11 protein-coding genes are annotated in these 15,291 nt (G+C 66.3%); 8 read left to right on the plus strand and 3 right to left on the minus strand.

Annotated elements, in window-relative coordinates; translation table 11 throughout:
• Positions 1 to 163: 163 nt before the first annotated feature.
• Positions 164 to 532 carry a cell cycle two-component system response regulator CpdR gene (cpdR, locus tag ACWCOP_RS00915; RefSeq protein WP_478249338.1) on the minus strand — a complete coding sequence of 123 codons (369 nt, stop codon included), beginning with the start codon at positions 530 to 532 and terminating at the stop codon, positions 164 to 166.
• Positions 533 to 702: 170 nt separating this feature from the next.
• On the opposite strand from cpdR, the gene ACWCOP_RS00920 reads away from it, so the two are divergent.
• From ACWCOP_RS00920 to ACWCOP_RS00930, 3 genes are all read left to right on the plus strand, one after another.
• Positions 703 to 1,572: an N-formylglutamate amidohydrolase gene (locus ACWCOP_RS00920; RefSeq protein WP_478249339.1), complete on the plus strand. Its 870-nt coding sequence runs from the start codon at positions 703 to 705 to the stop codon at positions 1,570 to 1,572.
• 164 nt (positions 1,573 to 1,736) lie between these two features.
• Positions 1,737 to 2,129 carry a helix-turn-helix domain-containing protein gene (locus tag ACWCOP_RS00925; RefSeq protein WP_478249340.1) on the plus strand — a complete coding sequence of 131 codons (393 nt, stop codon included), beginning with the start codon at positions 1,737 to 1,739 and terminating at the stop codon, positions 2,127 to 2,129.
• A complete protein-coding gene (locus tag ACWCOP_RS00930; RefSeq protein ID WP_478249341.1) occupies positions 2,126 to 2,938 on the plus strand; it encodes an inositol monophosphatase family protein in 813 nt (270 codons plus the stop codon). The genes ACWCOP_RS00925 and ACWCOP_RS00930 overlap by 4 nt, the downstream gene beginning before the upstream one ends.
• 34 nt (positions 2,939 to 2,972) lie before the next feature.
• On the opposite strand, the gene ACWCOP_RS00935 is transcribed toward ACWCOP_RS00930, so the two are convergent.
• Positions 2,973 to 7,898, minus strand: coding sequence for an NAD-glutamate dehydrogenase (locus ACWCOP_RS00935; RefSeq protein ID WP_478249343.1), 4,926 nt, complete (start codon positions 7,896 to 7,898; stop codon positions 2,973 to 2,975).
• A 185-nt stretch (positions 7,899 to 8,083) separates the two neighbouring features.
• Here ACWCOP_RS00935 and ACWCOP_RS00940 point away from each other — a divergent pair, with 185 nt between their 5' ends.
• The 4 genes from ACWCOP_RS00940 to ACWCOP_RS00955 all read left to right on the plus strand — a co-directional run bounded on the left by ACWCOP_RS00940 (position 8,084) and on the right by ACWCOP_RS00955 (position 13,475).
• Positions 8,084 to 8,770 carry an SDR family oxidoreductase gene (locus tag ACWCOP_RS00940; RefSeq protein ID WP_478249344.1) on the plus strand — a complete coding sequence of 229 codons (687 nt, stop codon included), beginning with the start codon at positions 8,084 to 8,086 and terminating at the stop codon, positions 8,768 to 8,770.
• A 540-nt stretch (positions 8,771 to 9,310) separates the two neighbouring features.
• Positions 9,311 to 9,967 (plus strand): ABC transporter ATP-binding protein, encoded by a 657-nt coding sequence (locus tag ACWCOP_RS00945; protein WP_478249345.1) that lies wholly within the window; start codon positions 9,311 to 9,313, stop codon positions 9,965 to 9,967.
• Positions 9,964 to 12,387 (plus strand): FtsX-like permease family protein, encoded by a 2,424-nt coding sequence (locus ACWCOP_RS00950; RefSeq protein WP_478249346.1) that lies wholly within the window; start codon positions 9,964 to 9,966, stop codon positions 12,385 to 12,387. The genes ACWCOP_RS00945 and ACWCOP_RS00950 overlap by 4 nt, the downstream gene beginning before the upstream one ends.
• A 2-nt stretch (positions 12,388 to 12,389) precedes the next feature.
• Positions 12,390 to 13,475 carry a lipocalin-like domain-containing protein gene (locus ACWCOP_RS00955; protein ID WP_478249347.1) on the plus strand — a complete coding sequence of 362 codons (1,086 nt, stop codon included), beginning with the start codon at positions 12,390 to 12,392 and terminating at the stop codon, positions 13,473 to 13,475.
• Positions 13,476 to 13,495: 20 nt separating this feature from the next.
• On the opposite strand, the gene ACWCOP_RS00960 is transcribed toward ACWCOP_RS00955, so the two are convergent.
• The gene (locus tag ACWCOP_RS00960) at positions 13,496 to 14,314 is read right to left on the minus strand and encodes an SDR family NAD(P)-dependent oxidoreductase (RefSeq protein WP_478249348.1); all 819 of its coding nucleotides are present in this window, start codon (positions 14,312 to 14,314) and stop codon (positions 13,496 to 13,498) included.
• Positions 14,315 to 14,477: 163 nt separating this feature from the next.
• Between ACWCOP_RS00960 and ACWCOP_RS00965 the strand changes: the two genes are divergently transcribed.
• A complete protein-coding gene (locus ACWCOP_RS00965; protein ID WP_478249349.1) occupies positions 14,478 to 15,269 on the plus strand; it encodes a DUF2189 domain-containing protein in 792 nt (263 codons plus the stop codon).
• Positions 15,270 to 15,291 lie beyond the last annotated feature (22 nt).

Genomic DNA, 15,291 nt, shown 5'->3' on the forward strand with positions numbered 1-15,291 from the left:
TAAGCCAGACTTCTTCAGGGCCCGTCCGAAAGGACGGGCCCTTTTTCTTCGCCGGCTTGTCTCTGAGCGAGCGCGGCCGGTTTGTGAAATGTCACCAGTGGTCGATAAAAAACCCGCGTCGTAACGCGGGTTTTTCCAAACGAAAGCTATGAATCTGTGGTGGTTACGCCGCCGCCATCACGCGCGCTACTTCATCCACCAGGTCGCGCAAATGGAAGGGTTTGGACAACACCTTGGCTTGCTTGGGCGCGCCTGAGCCGGCGTTCAGCGCCACTGCGGCGAAGCCGGTGATGAACATGATCTTCAGTCCCGGATCGACTTCCGCGGCGCGGCGGGCCAGCTCGATCCCATCAACGCCGGGCATCACGATGTCGGTGAGAAGCAGCTCGAACCGCCCCGGCGTTTCGCCGAGTACGTCCAGACCGTCCTCGCCGTCGGCCACGCGCACCACCTCGTGACCGGCGCGTTCCAGCGCCTTGCCGAGAAAGTCACGCATGGAGTCGTCGTCTTCGGCCAAAAGAATGCGGGCCATGGGTCACCCCCCTTAAATCTATCCACCAAACGTCATGATAGCTGATGAGAGTAAAAACGGCCTGAACGCCGTGGGATGCGCCGCTAGTGGTTTTCACCGGGGCGCCGGGCCGATAAACTGACGCCTCAGCGCGCGTCAGGAAAGCCCGCTCCCGCCAACAGTCAGAGGCCATGATCAGCGCCGAGTCCCGCACCCTGTCATCGTCCGGCCCCGTGGTGCTCCATGCCCCAGAGGTGCGGCGCTGCCCGTTGGTCTTCGCGTCACCCCACTCAGGGCGTGAGTACAGCGACGATCTGATGGCGTGGACGCCTCTGGGCCGCGGCGTGCTGCGCCGCTCCGAAGACGCCTATGTGGATCGCCTGGTGGCGGACGTCCCGCGATACGGAGCGCCGCTCGTGGAGGCCCGATTCCCGCGCGTGTTCCTGGATCCCAATCGCGCGCCGGACGAGCTTGATGCTGCGATGTTCGATCCCCCCGGCCCTCGCGCCGCCGGCCCCGTTAGCGCGCGTGCGGCCGCCGGGCTCGGCGTTATTCCGCGGCTCGCCGCGGACGGTCGAGATCTGTATCCGCGCCGACTGCCCCTCGTGGAGGCGCAACGGCGTCTCGCGGCTTTCTACACGCCCTATCACAATGCCGTGAGACAAGAGATGGAGGCGGCGCGGTTGCGCTTCGGGGAGGCGGTGCTGATCGACTGCCATTCCATGCCGTCGGCCAGTGCGCGCGGCGCCGATATCGTGCTGGGAGATCGTTATGGCGCCTCGTGCTCGCGCGCGGTGATTGCACGCGCCGAGGCGGCGTTTCGGGCCCAGGGCTTCGCCGTGGTGCGCAACCGTCCCTACGCAGGCGCTTACACCACCGAGCATTATGGTCAGCCCGGCGCCGGAATGCAGGCTTTACAGGTGGAAATAAATCGTGGTTTGTATCTGGATGAACTTAAAGTGGAAGTGAATAGCGGATTCGCCGCCATGAAGCGCGCCATGGACGCCTGGATCTGTGAAATGACCGAGCAGTCCGGAGATTACCGCTCGGCGGCCGAGTGAGCCTAAAGCCGGCTTCGCCTGGTTTGATTGCGCGCGCCGAGGCACAATCTCTGGCGTGTTTTACTCTGCAGCGAATACCGCTATGAAACGCTTCACAAAAGCATAATATGAATTTGTCCGGACGATTCTTCCGTCTGGCGTATTGCAGGGTTAGGACCTCACGCATGACGAACGAAATCGATCATCACGTGGGAAAGCGGATCCGCCGCCGTCGCCGACTTCTGGGGCTGACCCAGCAGCAACTGGCTGAGGCGGTGGGCATTCGCTTTCAGCAAATTCAAAAGTACGAAAGCGGCGCCAATCGCGTCAGCGCCAGCCGTCTCTTCGAGATCGGCGAGGCGCTCGATGTTCCGGTGCAATATTTCTACGAAGGCCTGCAAGGCATGGGCGCGTCCGCCGTGCCCGAAGGCGAGCACATCGCGCCCGACATTCTCTCGCAGAAAGAAACGCTCGATCTTATTCGCGCTTATTACAAGCTGAACGAACGTCCCCGCCGGCGCCTTCTGGAGCTGGCCCGGGCGCTTGATCCCGAGCCGCGTGACGACACCGCGGCGTGAGCCGTAAGGCCGGGCACCACGATGATCTGGCGCTGGCTGTCTCCCTGGCGGAGGCCGCCAGGCCGGTTGCGCTTGAGCATTTTCGCACCGGCATAGCGGCGCTGGGCAAGACCGGTCCGGAGTTTGATCCAGTGACCGAGGCGGATCGCGGCGTTGAAGCGGCGCTGCGCGCGCGCCTAGCCGAGGCTCGGCCACTGGACGGCGTGTTGGGCGAAGAAGACGCGCCGACGCCGTCGCGCTCGGGCCGCACCTGGGTGATAGATCCCATCGACGGCACCCGCGCCTTCATCGCCGGCTTGCCGACCTGGTGTGTCCTTATCGCTTTGGTGGACGAAACCGGCCCTGTTCTTTCCGTGATCGACCAGCCCTTCACCGGTGAGCGCTTCATCGGCCTTTCCGGCGAAGCCGCGTGGCTGGACCACGCTGGTGTACGCACCGACCTGCGCACCCGTGCATGCACCGAGCTTCGCGACGCTCTGTTCTCGACCACCGATCCAGGGCTGTTTTCCGGCGCCGAAACCAGCGCGGTGATGAACGTGGCGGGCGCCTCCAAGGTGCGCCGCTATGGCCTGGACGCCTACGCCTACGCGGCGCTGGCGCTGGGCGGGATTGATATCGTGGTGGAAAGCGGGCTGAAGGCCTGGGACGTCGCGGCGCTGATCCCGGTGGTCACCGGAGCCGGCGGCGTCGTCACCGACTGGGCCGGCGGCCCTTGCCATGGCGGCGGCCAGGTGCTTGCAGCCGCGACGCCGCAGCTGCACGCCGAAGCGCTGGCGTTTCTCAAACCCGCAGCGGCGCGCCCGGCCTGAGGCCGCGCCCGCCGCCAAAAGTTCATCACGCCCGTCAGGCCTTGCGGGCCGCTGCAGCGAGCTCGCGAAGCTGGGTGGAACAGATCGCTACCTTCGACAGCGTCCAGCTTCCCGTCGCCGCCACTTCCTCCAGAGCCCTGTCGGCGCGGTCCACCTCATGGCTGTTGGCGCTTGTCCAGCTGTCCACAAGTTGCTCGGCCCAGTCGCGGCAGGGCTGTTCAACGCCTTCGGCGAGGCCGCCGCCGGCGGCCGCGGCGTAGCCCATCATCGCCACCGAAATCGCCTGCTGACTGGCATAGAGATCCTCGATCAGCCGGCGCATGGCCAGGCGGTCCCAGTGCACGGTGGATGAAAGCTGATTTCCGGCGCCGCGCAGGCGATCAAAGCTGAACCGTGAGCCCACAGCGTGATAGAGCCACGCGCTGGCGGCCAGCGGCCAGCTCTTCTCATGGGCGATGTCGATGACGTCCGAGGACGAGGTGAGCGGGCGAAGCCGCGCCACATCGCGGGCGAGGTCCTCAGGCGCGCCGCCGTCCATGAACAGCTTTGTGCGCGTCTCCACGCTGTCCCTGTCATAGGGCGAGGCGATATCGCTGATCAGGGTCTTCAGCTCGTCCACGCCGGGCTGATAGGCGGAGATCACCTGATCAATGCCGGCGTTCTCAACGCCCAGCCCGCGCCGCGCCAGCCAATATGTCTGACGGCGCAAAAGCCGGATCACCTCGTCATGCAGGCGCGTCTGCACATCGGCGGGGACCAAATTGTCCAGCGCATTGATGCGGTCGGTGAAATCCTTGAAGCGGAAGATGCACCGGCCCGCCTCGAAGGCGCGCGCAATCGTTTCGGCGTCTGCGCCGGTGCTTTCCACCGCGCGCTGCAGGAATGTGGGCCCGCCCAGATTGACCATGTCATTGGCCAGGCGCGTGGCGATGATCTCGCGCTTCAGGCGATGGCCCTGCATGGCGTCGGCGTATTTCGAAAGCTGGTGCGGGAAATAGGTGATCAGAGTGTCGTTGAAGTGGGGATCATCCGGCGCGCCCGAGGCGGTGAGATGGTCGAACAGGGCGATCTTGGCGTAACTGATCAGGATCGCGATTTCCGGCCGCGTCAGGCCGATTCCCTGCTCCTTCAGTTCACGGATCTTCTCCGGCGGCGGCAGGCCCTCCACCTTGCGGTTCAGGCGCCCGGCGGCCTCAAGGCGCTCCATCATCCGCTCATGGGCGTCGATGTCCTCTTCGGCGTGTTCGCGCGCGATGGTGAGGGCCAGCGTCTGGTCGTAATTATGCTCCAGCACATGGCTTGCGACTTCGTCGGTCATGGTCTCCAGCAGGACGTTGCGGTCCTCCAGCGACAGGGCGCCCTCGCGCATCATGGGATTGAGGAGAATCTTGATGTTCACCTCATGGTCAGAGCTGTCCACACCGGCCGAATTGTCCACGAAGTCGGCGTTCACCTTGCCGCCGCACCGGGCGAACTCGATGCGCGCGGCCTGGGTCAGCCCCAGATTGGCGCCTTCGCCCAGAACCTTTGCGCCCAGCTGGGACGCGTCGATGCGCAGGGAATCGTTGGCCTTGTCGCCCACCTCGTAATTCTGTTCGCTGGAGGCTTTGACATAGGTGCCGATACCGCCGAACCACATGAGCTCGGCGGGCGCTTTCAAAAGCGCCTGGATCAGCTCGGCGGGCGGGACCGATTTGGCTTTCAGACCGGTCAGCGCCTTGATCTCGTCGGTCAGGGGAATCGACTTGGCCGCGCGTGAAAACACGCCGCCGCCGGCCGAGATCAGGGAGGCGTCGTAATCCTGCCAGCTGGTGCGCCCCGCTTCGAACAGGCGCTGGCGCTCCACAAAGCTCGCCTCCAGATCCTCAGGGTTGGGATCAATGAAGATGTCGCGATGGTCGAAGGCGGCGATCAGCTTGATCTTGCGCGACAGAAGCATGCCGTTGCCGAATACGTCGCCGGACATGTCGCCGACGCCGATCACGGTGAAGGGCTCGGCCTGGATGTCCTTGCCCATTTCCCGGAAATGGCGCTGGACGCTGACCCAGGCGCCGCGCGCGGTGATGCCCATCTTCTTGTGGTCATAGCCGGCTGACCCGCCGGACGCGAAGGCGTCGGCGAGCCAGAAATCATATTCCAAGGTCGCCACGCCGTTGGCCATGTCGGAGAAGGTGGCCGTGCCCTTGTCGGCGGCGACCACCAGATAGGGGTCTTCCTCATCCCAGCACACCACGTCGGCCGGGCGCAGCACCGCGTCGTCTTTCAGATTGTCGGTGATGTCCAGAAGCCCGCGCAGGAACACCTTGTAGGCTTCCTGACCCTCGGCGGCGTAGGCCTCACGCTGGGAGCGGTCAGGCAGTTTCTTGGGATAGAAGCCGCCCTTGGAGCCCACCGGCACGATGACGGCGTTCTTCACCTGCTGGGCTTTAACCAGACCCAGCACCTCGGTGCGGAAATCCTCGCGCCGGTCCGACCAGCGCAGCCCGCCGCGCGCCACCGGGCCGAAGCGGATATGCACGCCTTCCACCCGCGGGCTCCATACGAAGATCTCGCGATAGGGCTTGGGATCGGGTAGTTCGCGCACCTTGCGCGAAGCGATCTTCAGGCTGATCCAGGGCTTGGGATTTCCCTGCCCGTCAGTTTGGTAGAAATTGGTGCGCAGCACCGCCTCGATGAGGCGCATGATCCGGCGCAGCACCCGGTCATGGTCCAGGCTCTCCACCTGCTCAAGCTGGCTGCGGATCTCCTTGCCAAGCTCGGCGGAGCGCTTTTCGCGGTCCTCGTGGGTCAGATCCAGCGACGGATCAAAGCGCACCTGCGCCATTTCCAGCAGCTTGCGCGCGATGGCGGGGTGGGCGGCGAACGCCTCCTCCTGGATCGCCTGGCTGGGATCCAGCCCGGTCTGCATGCGATAGCGCGCACAGGTGCGCAGGAAGGCCGCCTCCCGCCAGGTCACGCCGATGGCCAGCACCAGGCGGTTGAAGCCGTCGCTCTCGGCCCGGTCGTCCAGAACCGCCAGCGCGGCGTCCTCAAAGGCGGCGGCCACGGCGGCGATGGACTCCGCCTCGCCGACGGCGAGCTCGGCCTCGAACTCGTGAACCCAGACGGTCTCGTCTTCGGCCGCGTCCACCTTACGGCGCACCCGGTAGCCCGCTTCGGCCAACACGCGCAGGCCGAGATTTTCCAGCACCGGCATCACGGTGGACAGCGCCACCGGGTCACCCAGACGGTAGAGCTTCACCCGAATCCGGCCATCGGCGTCGCCGTCCATCCGGTGGGCGCGCGCAGTCAGGTTCGTGGTTTCGCAGAGGCGCTCCATGCGCTCGATATCGGCCAGCGCTTCTACAGGGTCGAAGCGCTCGCGATAGCCGGCTGAATAGCCTTCCAGATAGCGCGGCGCCGCGCGGCGCAAGCCGGCGTCGTCGCTGGCGCGCGCGGCGTTGTGCAGCTCGTCTTCCCAGGTGCGCGCCAGGGCCACGATCCTGCGCTCCAGCTCGGCGGCGTCGGGTTCGGGATGGTTGAACGGGTTAAGCCCGATGATGAAGTGAACGCGCGCCAGCGGACCGTCGCCGAAATTGGGGTAGAAGGCGGAGAGCCGACCGTCGAAGGCCTCGCGGATCAGCTCGCCGGCCTCGGCGCGCACTCGCGAATTGTACCGGTCGCGCGGCACGAAGAGCAGGCAGGAGACGAAGCGGTCGAACTGGTCGCGTCGCAGGAACAGCTTGGTGCGCGGCCGGTCATAGAGGTGGAGGATGCCAAGCGAAATCGACAGCAGATCCTGCTCGTCGGTCTGGAACAGCTCGTCGCGGGGATAATTCTCCACGATGTTCTGAAGCTTCTTGGCCGAGTGCGAGCCGGGCTGCTTGGCGGCCTTCTCCAGAACCCGGCGCACCTTTCGGCGCACCAGCGGCACTTCGCGCGCCATCTGGTCGTAGGCCTCTGCGGTGAACAGGCCGACAAAGCGGACCTCGCCGATCACCGCGCCGTCCTCGCGATAGCGCTTCACGCCGATGTAATCCATGTAGACCCGGCGATGGACGCGGCTCTTCATATTGGCCTTGGCCACGATCACCGGGGAGGGCGCGCGCATATAGGCTTCGATCGCCGGGGTGAGCAGGAGCGGCTCGTCGCTCTTGCGCAGAACGTTCACATCGGGATCGCGCAGGACGCCGCGCCCGGTCTCGGCGTAAACGTCGGGCTCCTCGCGCTTCAGCTGCCCGTCGTCGTCCACCGCGAAGTGATAGACCCGGCAGCCCAGGAAGGCGAAATGGTTGTCGCGCAGCCATTCAAGGAACTTGACCGACTCGTCCAATTCCTCACGCGAGCAGGGAGTGTTCGCCGTTGAGACGTGCTCGATGGCCTCATCCATCTGGGCGCGCATGTCCGACCAGTCGTCCACGGAATCGCGCACGTCGTTCAATGTCTGGCGCACGCCCGCCTCGAGCGTCTGACGCATCTCCGGGGTCAGTGCGTCCAGATGCACCTGGATCATGGATTCAGGGATGCACCGTCCGCCGCTTTGCGTTCGCGCTCCGTCCTCGCCGCGCCTCACCTGAACGATCGGGTGGAACATGGCCAGCACGTCCAGGCCGTGGCTGGCGATCTCGCCCATCACCGAATCCACCAGGAAGGGCCGGTCCCGGCCGACGATCTCCAGCACGTCGCGGCCCAGATCACGCCCGTCCGCGCCTTCGCCTGAGCGGACCCGGATCTGCGACCGGCCGGCGGGCCGCTGGTGCGCGTAGAACCAGAACTCGGCCGCCAGCTTGACTGCGTCTGCCAGGTCCAGCGTCGCCATGTCTTCGGCCAGCGCGTCGCCCCAGACCTGCAGGATGAAGCTGTCAGCATCGGCGTCCAGATCACCGGAATTCAGGCCGAAATCCTGCTTGAACCGCTCCCGGGCGGCAGCGTGGAAGGCGTCACGGTCAAAGGCGTACGCAACGCTGACGACGGCGTTCATACAGGACTCCTGAAAGGTTTAGAGGCGCGGACCGATTGACGATGTCCGCATTTGAAATAGGGTTGCAGCGCAGCCTACTCCGGCGCGCGGCGCTTTCAAGCCGTGCGTAGCGTGCCATCTGCGTTCGCGTCCGGAGCCGGCCCCTTGATTCTTCCCGAAAGGCGTTCTGAGGAACGAAGTGACATATGCCCCACGCCCTTATCACCGGCGCCAATCGCGGCATCGGCCTTGAACATGTCCGCCAGCTTCTATCGCGCGAATGGACCATCACCGCCGCGGTGCGCGATCCTGATTCCGCCAAGGATCTCAAGGCGCTCGATCCCGGTGACGGCCGGCTGAAGATCGAACGCTATGACGCGGCGAGCCTTGAAGACGCCGCGGATCTCGCCAAGCGCGTCCACGGGCCCATTGATATCCTGTTCGCCAACGCCGGGGTGATGCCCAAGGACCAGGCGTTCGGCGGCGCCGCCAATGAAGACTTCATGCGCGCCATGCGCATCAACGCCCTGGCGCCGCTGGCCCTCGCCGAAGCCTTCGCCGATAAGGTGGCGCAGAGCCAGATGAAGGTGATCGCGCTGCAATCCAGCCGCATGGGCTCCATCGCCGATAATGATTCGGGCGGCCGCTACGGCTATCGCGCCTCCAAAGCCGCGCTCAACGCGGTGGGCAAATCGCTCAGCGTCGACCTAAAGGACAAGGGTGTCATTGTCCTGATCTTGCATCCTGGATGGGTGCGCACCGATATGGGCGGGCCCAACGGGCTTTTGACGATCACCGAGTGCGTGGACGGAGAGCTGGATCTGATCGCCCGCGCCAACCCGGCCATGAGCGGGCGCTTCTTCCATGTCAGCGGCGAAGATCTGCCCTGGTAGCAGTCGCGCCGGCTGAACGACAAGACGCCCCGGGCCGGAAGGCTGCGGGGCGTTTTTGTATCCGGCGTATGTCTGGCGCTTGCGGAGGAAGGCGACGCCGCCGGGCGGGGACAGGCTTGCCCGGCGGCGTCTATCAGGCCCCATCGGGCAGGCTGGGGGGACGCACTCTGAGGCCCGAATTTCGATATAGGTCGGCTGAGCGGGTTCAGCCAGCCCTAGCCTATGAAGATTGCACCGGGCGATACAGCCAAAGATGCAGCGCCAGCGCCGATCAGCGCGGCCAGCGCGATTGCAAGGGAAAGATAAGGGACGAGGGAGAGGTCTCTTTTCATTGTATTTTTCTATCCGGAACGCGACTGGTTTCTGACTGCGCCGCTGTGTTTCACCCTGTGCATATGGGGGCTTGCGGCGCCTGCGACAGGGTCGAAATGTCACGGCTTCGTGATCGGCCCTGTCATGGGATACGCGCCGATCCCGGCTTCGGCTTTCCCTGGCTCCGCTTTTGTCTAGCTTGTGGATGATCGGGTGAAGGAGCAGGCCATGCTGGCGCGTCTTGAGGCGGTGGAGAAAAGCTTCGGTGAGGGCGAGGCCGCCGTGCAGGTCCTGGCCGGGGTGGATCTGGACGTGGCCGCCGGCGCGCGCCTTGCGATCACCGGGGAGTCCGGGTCTGGAAAATCGACACTTCTGCATCTTCTGGGGCTCCTGGACGCGCCAGATGCCGGCCGCGTCCTGATTGATGGCGAGGATATGGCCAGCGCAGGCGACGCAACTCGGGCGCGCGTTCGCCGGGCACGGATCGGGCTGGTGTTCCAGCAATTCAATCTCGTGCCCTCGCTCACCGTGGCGGCCAATCTTGCTTTGCAGGCGCGTCTGGCCGAGCGCTATGACGCGGACTGGACGGCGCGGCTGTCAGGCCGTCTGGGCCTCACCGAGCTCATGGCGCGCTATCCCGAACAGCTCTCCGGCGGCCAGCAGCAGCGCGTGGCCATCGGGCGCGCGCTCAGCGCGCGGCCGGACCTTCTTCTGGCCGATGAACCCACCGGCAATCTGGACGAGGCCACCAGCGAAACCGTGAGCGATCTTCTTATCGAGCTGGCCGCAGAAACGGGCGCGGCGCTGGTGGTGGTCACCCATTCTGAACGCCTGGCCTCGCGCATGGAGACCCGCCTCATCCTGTCGCGGGGCGCGCTGGCGTGACCTGGCGCATCCTCCTCACTCTCGCCTCCCACTGGCGCCGGCACGCCGGCCAGTTCGCCACGCTTCTGTTGGGGTTGGCGCTGGCGGTGGGCCTGTGGACCAGCGTGCAGGCGATCAACGCCGAGGCGCGGGCGAGCTATGACGCGGCGAGCGCCGCGCTCGGCGGCGCCGGGGCGCAGCGCTATCAGCATGAAGACGGCGCACCGATCCCGCTGGCGGTTTATGCCGCCTTGCGACGCGCTGGATGGGCCGCCTCGCCGGTGGTGGAGGGAGAGCTGACGGTGGACGGCCGCCTCTATGCGGTGACGGGAATCGATCCGCTCACAGCCCCCGGTCCCGGCGGGGGGCTGGGCGGCGGCCTTGGCGGGTCCGACGACGATGACGGCGACGGGTCTTTGGCGCTCGCCTTTCTTACTGCGCCCGGCGTGCTGCTGGCCGCACCGGAAACCGCCTCGGCGCTGCAAGGCGCGCCCGGCCTGCCGCGCGTGGAGACAAGCGCGCAGTTGGAGCCCGGCGCCCTGCTGACCGACATCGCCGTGGCCCAGAGATTTCTGGGAATGGAAGGCCGGCTCAGCGCAATCATCATTGACCCCGCCCGCCAGGGTCTTGCGCCCCTGTCGCGGGTGGCGCCTGGCCTCGTGGAGGCGGGCGGATCCGGCGACGTGGCGCGCCTGACCAACAGCTTCCATCTCAATCTCACAGCCTTCGGCTTTCTCTCCTTCGCGGTGGGACTGTTCATCGTCTACGCCGCCATCGGGCTGGCGTTCGAGCAGCGCCGGGCGAGCCTCCGCACCCTGCGCGCGCTGGGCGCGCCGCTGCGCTCGGTGATTGCGGCGCTGATTGTTGAAGCCTTGTTGCTCGCACTCGCGGCGGGGCTCGCCGGCGTTGGGCTTGGGTATGCGGTGGCGAGCGCGCTCCTGCCCGACGTAGCGGCCACTCTGCGCGGGCTTTACGGCGCCGAGGTCGGCGGCGCGCTGAGCATCAGGCCGGGCTGGATCATTTCGGGCCTCGCGATCGCGGTGGTCGGCGCCATGGCCGCCACCGCCCAGTCGGTGCGCCGGGCCGCCGCCATGGGGTTGCTGGCCAGCGCACGGCCCCGCGCCTGGGCGCGCGCTTCCACAAAGCGCCTGCGCCTTCAGGCCGGCGCCGGGGCTGGGCTGATCTGCGCCGGTCTGGTCACGCCGACCTTTGCTGACGGCATCGTTTCGGGCTTTATCCTTCTGGGCGGGTTGCTTCTGGGCGCGGCGCTGCTTCTGGCGCCGGCGCTGGCCCTGTTCCTGGGCGGTCTCCAGCGCATGGTGTCGGGGGCGGCCGCGCAATGGTTCCTGGCCGATACCCGCCAGCAATTGCCCAGCCTGGCTCTGGCGCTCATGGCGCTGATGCTGGCGCTGGCGGCCAATCTGGGCGTCGGGACCATGGTGGGCAGCTTTCGCGCCACCTTTACAGGCTGGCTTGATCAGCGCCTGGCCGCCGAGGTCTATGTCACCGCCAGCGACGAGGCCCAGGCTGCCGACCTGCGCGCATTTCTCGACACCGAAGCAGACGCGGTGCTGCCGATCTGGGAGAGCGAGCGCGATCTACTGGGGGCGCCGGGTCAGATCTTCGGCGTCGCCGATCACGCCACCTACCGCGATAACTGGCCGCTGCTCACATCGCGCCCCGGCGCCTGGGACGCGCTGGCCGCAGGCGCGGGGGTGATGGTCAATGAGCAGCTCTGGCGCCGGGAGCGATTGCGGCTGGGCGAGGCCTTTCCAGTGCCGGGCGGCCCGGACCTGCCCATCGTGGCGGTGTATTCCGATTACGGGAACCCGAGGGGCCAGATCATGATCGGCATCGATCTTCTGGTCGAGCTTTACCCGGACGTCTCGCGCCTGCGCTATGCGGTGCGCACCGACCGGCCCGGAGCGTTGATGACTGACATCCGCGCCCGCTTCGAGCTGCCGCGCGCAGGCCTGGTGGACCAGCAAAGCATCAAGCAATTCTCGCTGTCGGTGTTCGAGCGCACCTTCGCCGTGACCGGGGCGTTGAACGTGCTGACGCTTGGCGTGGCGGCGTTCGCCATGTTCGCCAGCCTGACGACGCTCGCCACCATGCGCCTGCCCCAGCTCGCTCCGGTCTGGGCGCTGGGGATGACCCGGCGTACGCTGGCGCAGCTGGAGCTCATGCGCGCGGCGGCGCTGGCGGCCCTCACCTTTGCTGCGGCCCTGCCCACGGGGCTGGCGCTCGCCTGGGCGCTTCTGGCCGTTGTGAATGTGGAGGCGTTCGGCTGGCGCCTGCCGCTCCATCTGTTTCCGCTGGACTGGCTGCGCCTGTTCGCTCTGGCGCTGCTGGCGGGCCTGCTCGCTGCGGCGCTGCCGGCGCGCCGGCTGGCGTCTCGCCCTCCCCACGCCTTTCTCGCCGTTTTCGCCCAGGAGCGCTGATCATGATCCGTACAATGATCGCCCTTGCCTGGCTGCTGTGTTCAACACCCGCTTTGGCCCCGGCCTTCGCTCAGGGCTTCGCCGGGCTTGGAACAGCGGCGGAGGGCTTCGCGGCGCCTCAGCGCGAGCCGGACTTTCAGTTCCCGCGCGACCACCTCGCTCATCCTGAATACCGGATCGAGTGGTGGTATCTCACCGCCAATCTCACCGGTGAGGACGGGCGCGAATACGGCGTGCAATGGACCCTGTTCCGCTCGGCCCTCGCGCCAGAGGAGGGCGAGGGCTTTTCCGCGCCGCAGCTTTTTATGGGCCATGCGGGACTCACCACGCCCGAGCGCCATTTCTACGCTGAGCGCCTCGCCCGCGGCGGGGTCGGCCAGGCCGGCGTCGAGGCCGATCCGTTCACGGCCTATATCGATGAATGGGAGATGCGCTCCAGGGCAGGTGAAGCCGATAGCGGCGAGAGCGATGCGCTGGACGCGCTGAACCTCTACGCCCGCGGGGACGGGTTCTCCTATCGGCTGGAACTCGAGGCGCAGGGCCCGCTCGTCTTCCACGGCGAGGACGGCTATTCGGTGAAGTCAGCTGCGGGGCAGGCGAGTTACTACTACTCACAGCCCTTCTACAAAGTCGAAGGCGTGCTGGATCTGCCCGGCGGCGACTTGGCGGTGACCGGGACCGCATGGCTGGACCGGGAATGGTCGAGCCAGCCCCTGTCTGAAGATCAGCGCGGCTGGGACTGGGTGAGCCTCGGGCTTGAGAGCGGCGAGAAGCTCATGGCCTTCCAGCTGCGCCAGGAAGACGGCTCGGTCTACACCTCGGCCAGCTGGATCGAGCCGGACGGAACACTCACTGCGCTGTCCAACGGCGCGCTGCAGATGACGCCGCTGGAGACCGCCGAGGTGGCCGGGCGCGAGATCCCCACGCGCTGGCGGATTGTTCTGGCCGACCGTGATCTCGATGTGGAGATCGACGCGCTTAATGATCAAAGCTGGATGGCGACGCGGTTTTCCTATTGGGAGGGGCCGGTGGCGATCTCCGGCAGCCACACCGGCCGCGGCTACCTGGAAATGACGGGGTATGAGTGAGGGCGGCGCCCCGGCGCCGATCAGCTCAGCCGGCGCTTCATGAACCGCAGATAGCTCGCCGGGAAGACGCGCTCGAACAGAGCGGCCAGCCGCGCGTCGTCGCCCACCAGGATGCGGCGCCGGCGCCGTTCCACGCCGTCCAGGATGATTTGCGCAGCGCGGGGCGGGGGCATCACCAGGGCGGCCTTCGCGGCCGCGCGCTGGGCCTCGATCTCTTCGGGCGTGGCGTCTGCGGGGACTTTGGCGCTCTCGGCGATTTTCGTGTTCACCCCGCCGGGATGCACCACGCTGACGCCCACTGACGAGCCTTCAAGCTCGTGGGCCAGCGCCATTGAAAAACCGCGCACGGCGAATTTCGAGGCCGAGTAGGCGGTCTGGCCCGGCGGGGCGATAATCCCGAAGAGTGAGGAGACATTGACCAGCTGGCCGGCGGGCTCTGCCTTCAGCAGCGGCAAAAACGCGCGGCTCATGCGCACCACGCCGTGAAAATTCACCTCAAGCACCCGGTCGAAATCGGCTTCGGCGACGCGGTCGAATGCGCCGCCAATCGCGATCCCGGCATTGTTGAACACCAGCGCGGCGCCGCCATGATCGCGCTTTACGCCCTGCGCGAAGGCGGCCGGCGCGTCCGGGTCGGCCACGTCCAGGGCCTGGGCGGTGACCTTGATTGCGTTTGATTTCAAGCGGTCAGCGACGGCCCTGACCCCGTCTTCATTAATATCCGCCAGCGCCAGATTGGCGCCGCGGGCGGCCAGCGCCTCGGCCAGCGCCTCGCCGATACCGCTCGCCGCGCCGGTGATCACCGCGGTCATGCCGTTGAAATTCAAGCGCTCGGCCATGGCCGCCTCCCAGGGTTTCTGATCGCGCGAAGGATTGCGTGAAACGCCGCGAGCCGCAATGAACGGCGTTCACTTATCGGGGGTGTGCGACTTGCGCGCGGCGGTGAAAGACCGCACTCTGTGTAGGTCATAAAGGCCAAACGCCCTAAGGGAGGAGACCGTCATGGTCACGCTTGAAAAAGTGCGCCGCGACGCGCCGTGGAGCTGGATCAAGGGCGCCGTCGCAGACATGCGTGCGGCGCCTTTGGTCTCCATCGGGTATGGCGCTGTCTTCACCGGGATCGGGATTGCAATCACGTTGGGCCTATGGTCGCTGGGTCTTGTGGGCTACGCCCCGGTTCTGGTTGGCGGATTTGCGCTGGTGGCGCCGATTTTTGCCGTGGGCATCTATCGTGTCAGCCAGAAGCGAGACGCTGGCGAGACGCCGCAATTGCTGGACTTCTGGCGCATTTCCGGAAGCCGCCTCTCGCAGATCGGCCTGTTGTCGGTGCTGCTCTTCGTATTCTTCCTGGCCTGGGCGCGACTGGCGCAATTCCTGTTCGTGATGATCGTGGCCGGCGACGCGGATTTCCGTCTGGAGTCCATGGCCGGCTTCATGTTCACCGATCCGGCGGGCGTGACGCTTCTGGCGGTGGGAGCCGCGATCGGCGCGGTGCTGGCTTTCGCTGCCTTCACTGTGGCGGCGCTGTCGTTTCCGATGATCATCGATCAGGACGTGGACGCGATCACCGCGCTGGTCGCCAGCGTCAAGGCGGTGGTCAAGCAGCCGCTGGTGATGGTGACCTGGGCGTGGCTGATCGCGTTTTTCATCGCGGCGGGCGCGGCCTTCTTCCTGGTGGGGCTGGCGATCACCTTTCCCCTGATCGCCCACGCCAGCTGGCGCGCCTACAAGGATTTCGCGCCCAAGCCGAAGCCCTCGGCGGCGGCCATGGAGGCGAGGCGGGCGCAGTCCTAACCGGTGAAGGCTCTGAAAAGAC

The sequence above is a fragment of the Apolloniradiicaulis salifontis genome, from assembly GCF_053756655.1.

Bases quoted from the DNA above. Each gene is read 5' to 3' on its own strand.
- ACWCOP_RS00955 (WP_478249347.1), top strand. From the start codon at position 12,390: ATGATCCGTACAATGATCGCCCTTGCCTGGCTGCTGTGTTCAACACCC.
- ACWCOP_RS00960 (WP_478249348.1), bottom strand. From the start codon at position 14,314: ATGGCCGAGCGCTTGAATTTCAACGGCATGACCGCGGTGATCACCGGC.
- ACWCOP_RS00940 (WP_478249344.1), top strand. From the start codon at position 8,084: ATGCCCCACGCCCTTATCACCGGCGCCAATCGCGGCATCGGCCTTGAA.
- ACWCOP_RS00945 (WP_478249345.1), top strand. From the start codon at position 9,311: ATGCTGGCGCGTCTTGAGGCGGTGGAGAAAAGCTTCGGTGAGGGCGAG.
- ACWCOP_RS00965 (WP_478249349.1), top strand. From the start codon at position 14,478: ATGGTCACGCTTGAAAAAGTGCGCCGCGACGCGCCGTGGAGCTGGATC.
- ACWCOP_RS00935 (WP_478249343.1), bottom strand. From the start codon at position 7,898: ATGAACGCCGTCGTCAGCGTTGCGTACGCCTTTGACCGTGACGCCTTC.
- cpdR (WP_478249338.1), bottom strand. From the start codon at position 532: ATGGCCCGCATTCTTTTGGCCGAAGACGACGACTCCATGCGTGACTTT.
- ACWCOP_RS00925 (WP_478249340.1), top strand. From the start codon at position 1,737: ATGACGAACGAAATCGATCATCACGTGGGAAAGCGGATCCGCCGCCGT.
- ACWCOP_RS00920 (WP_478249339.1), top strand. From the start codon at position 703: ATGATCAGCGCCGAGTCCCGCACCCTGTCATCGTCCGGCCCCGTGGTG.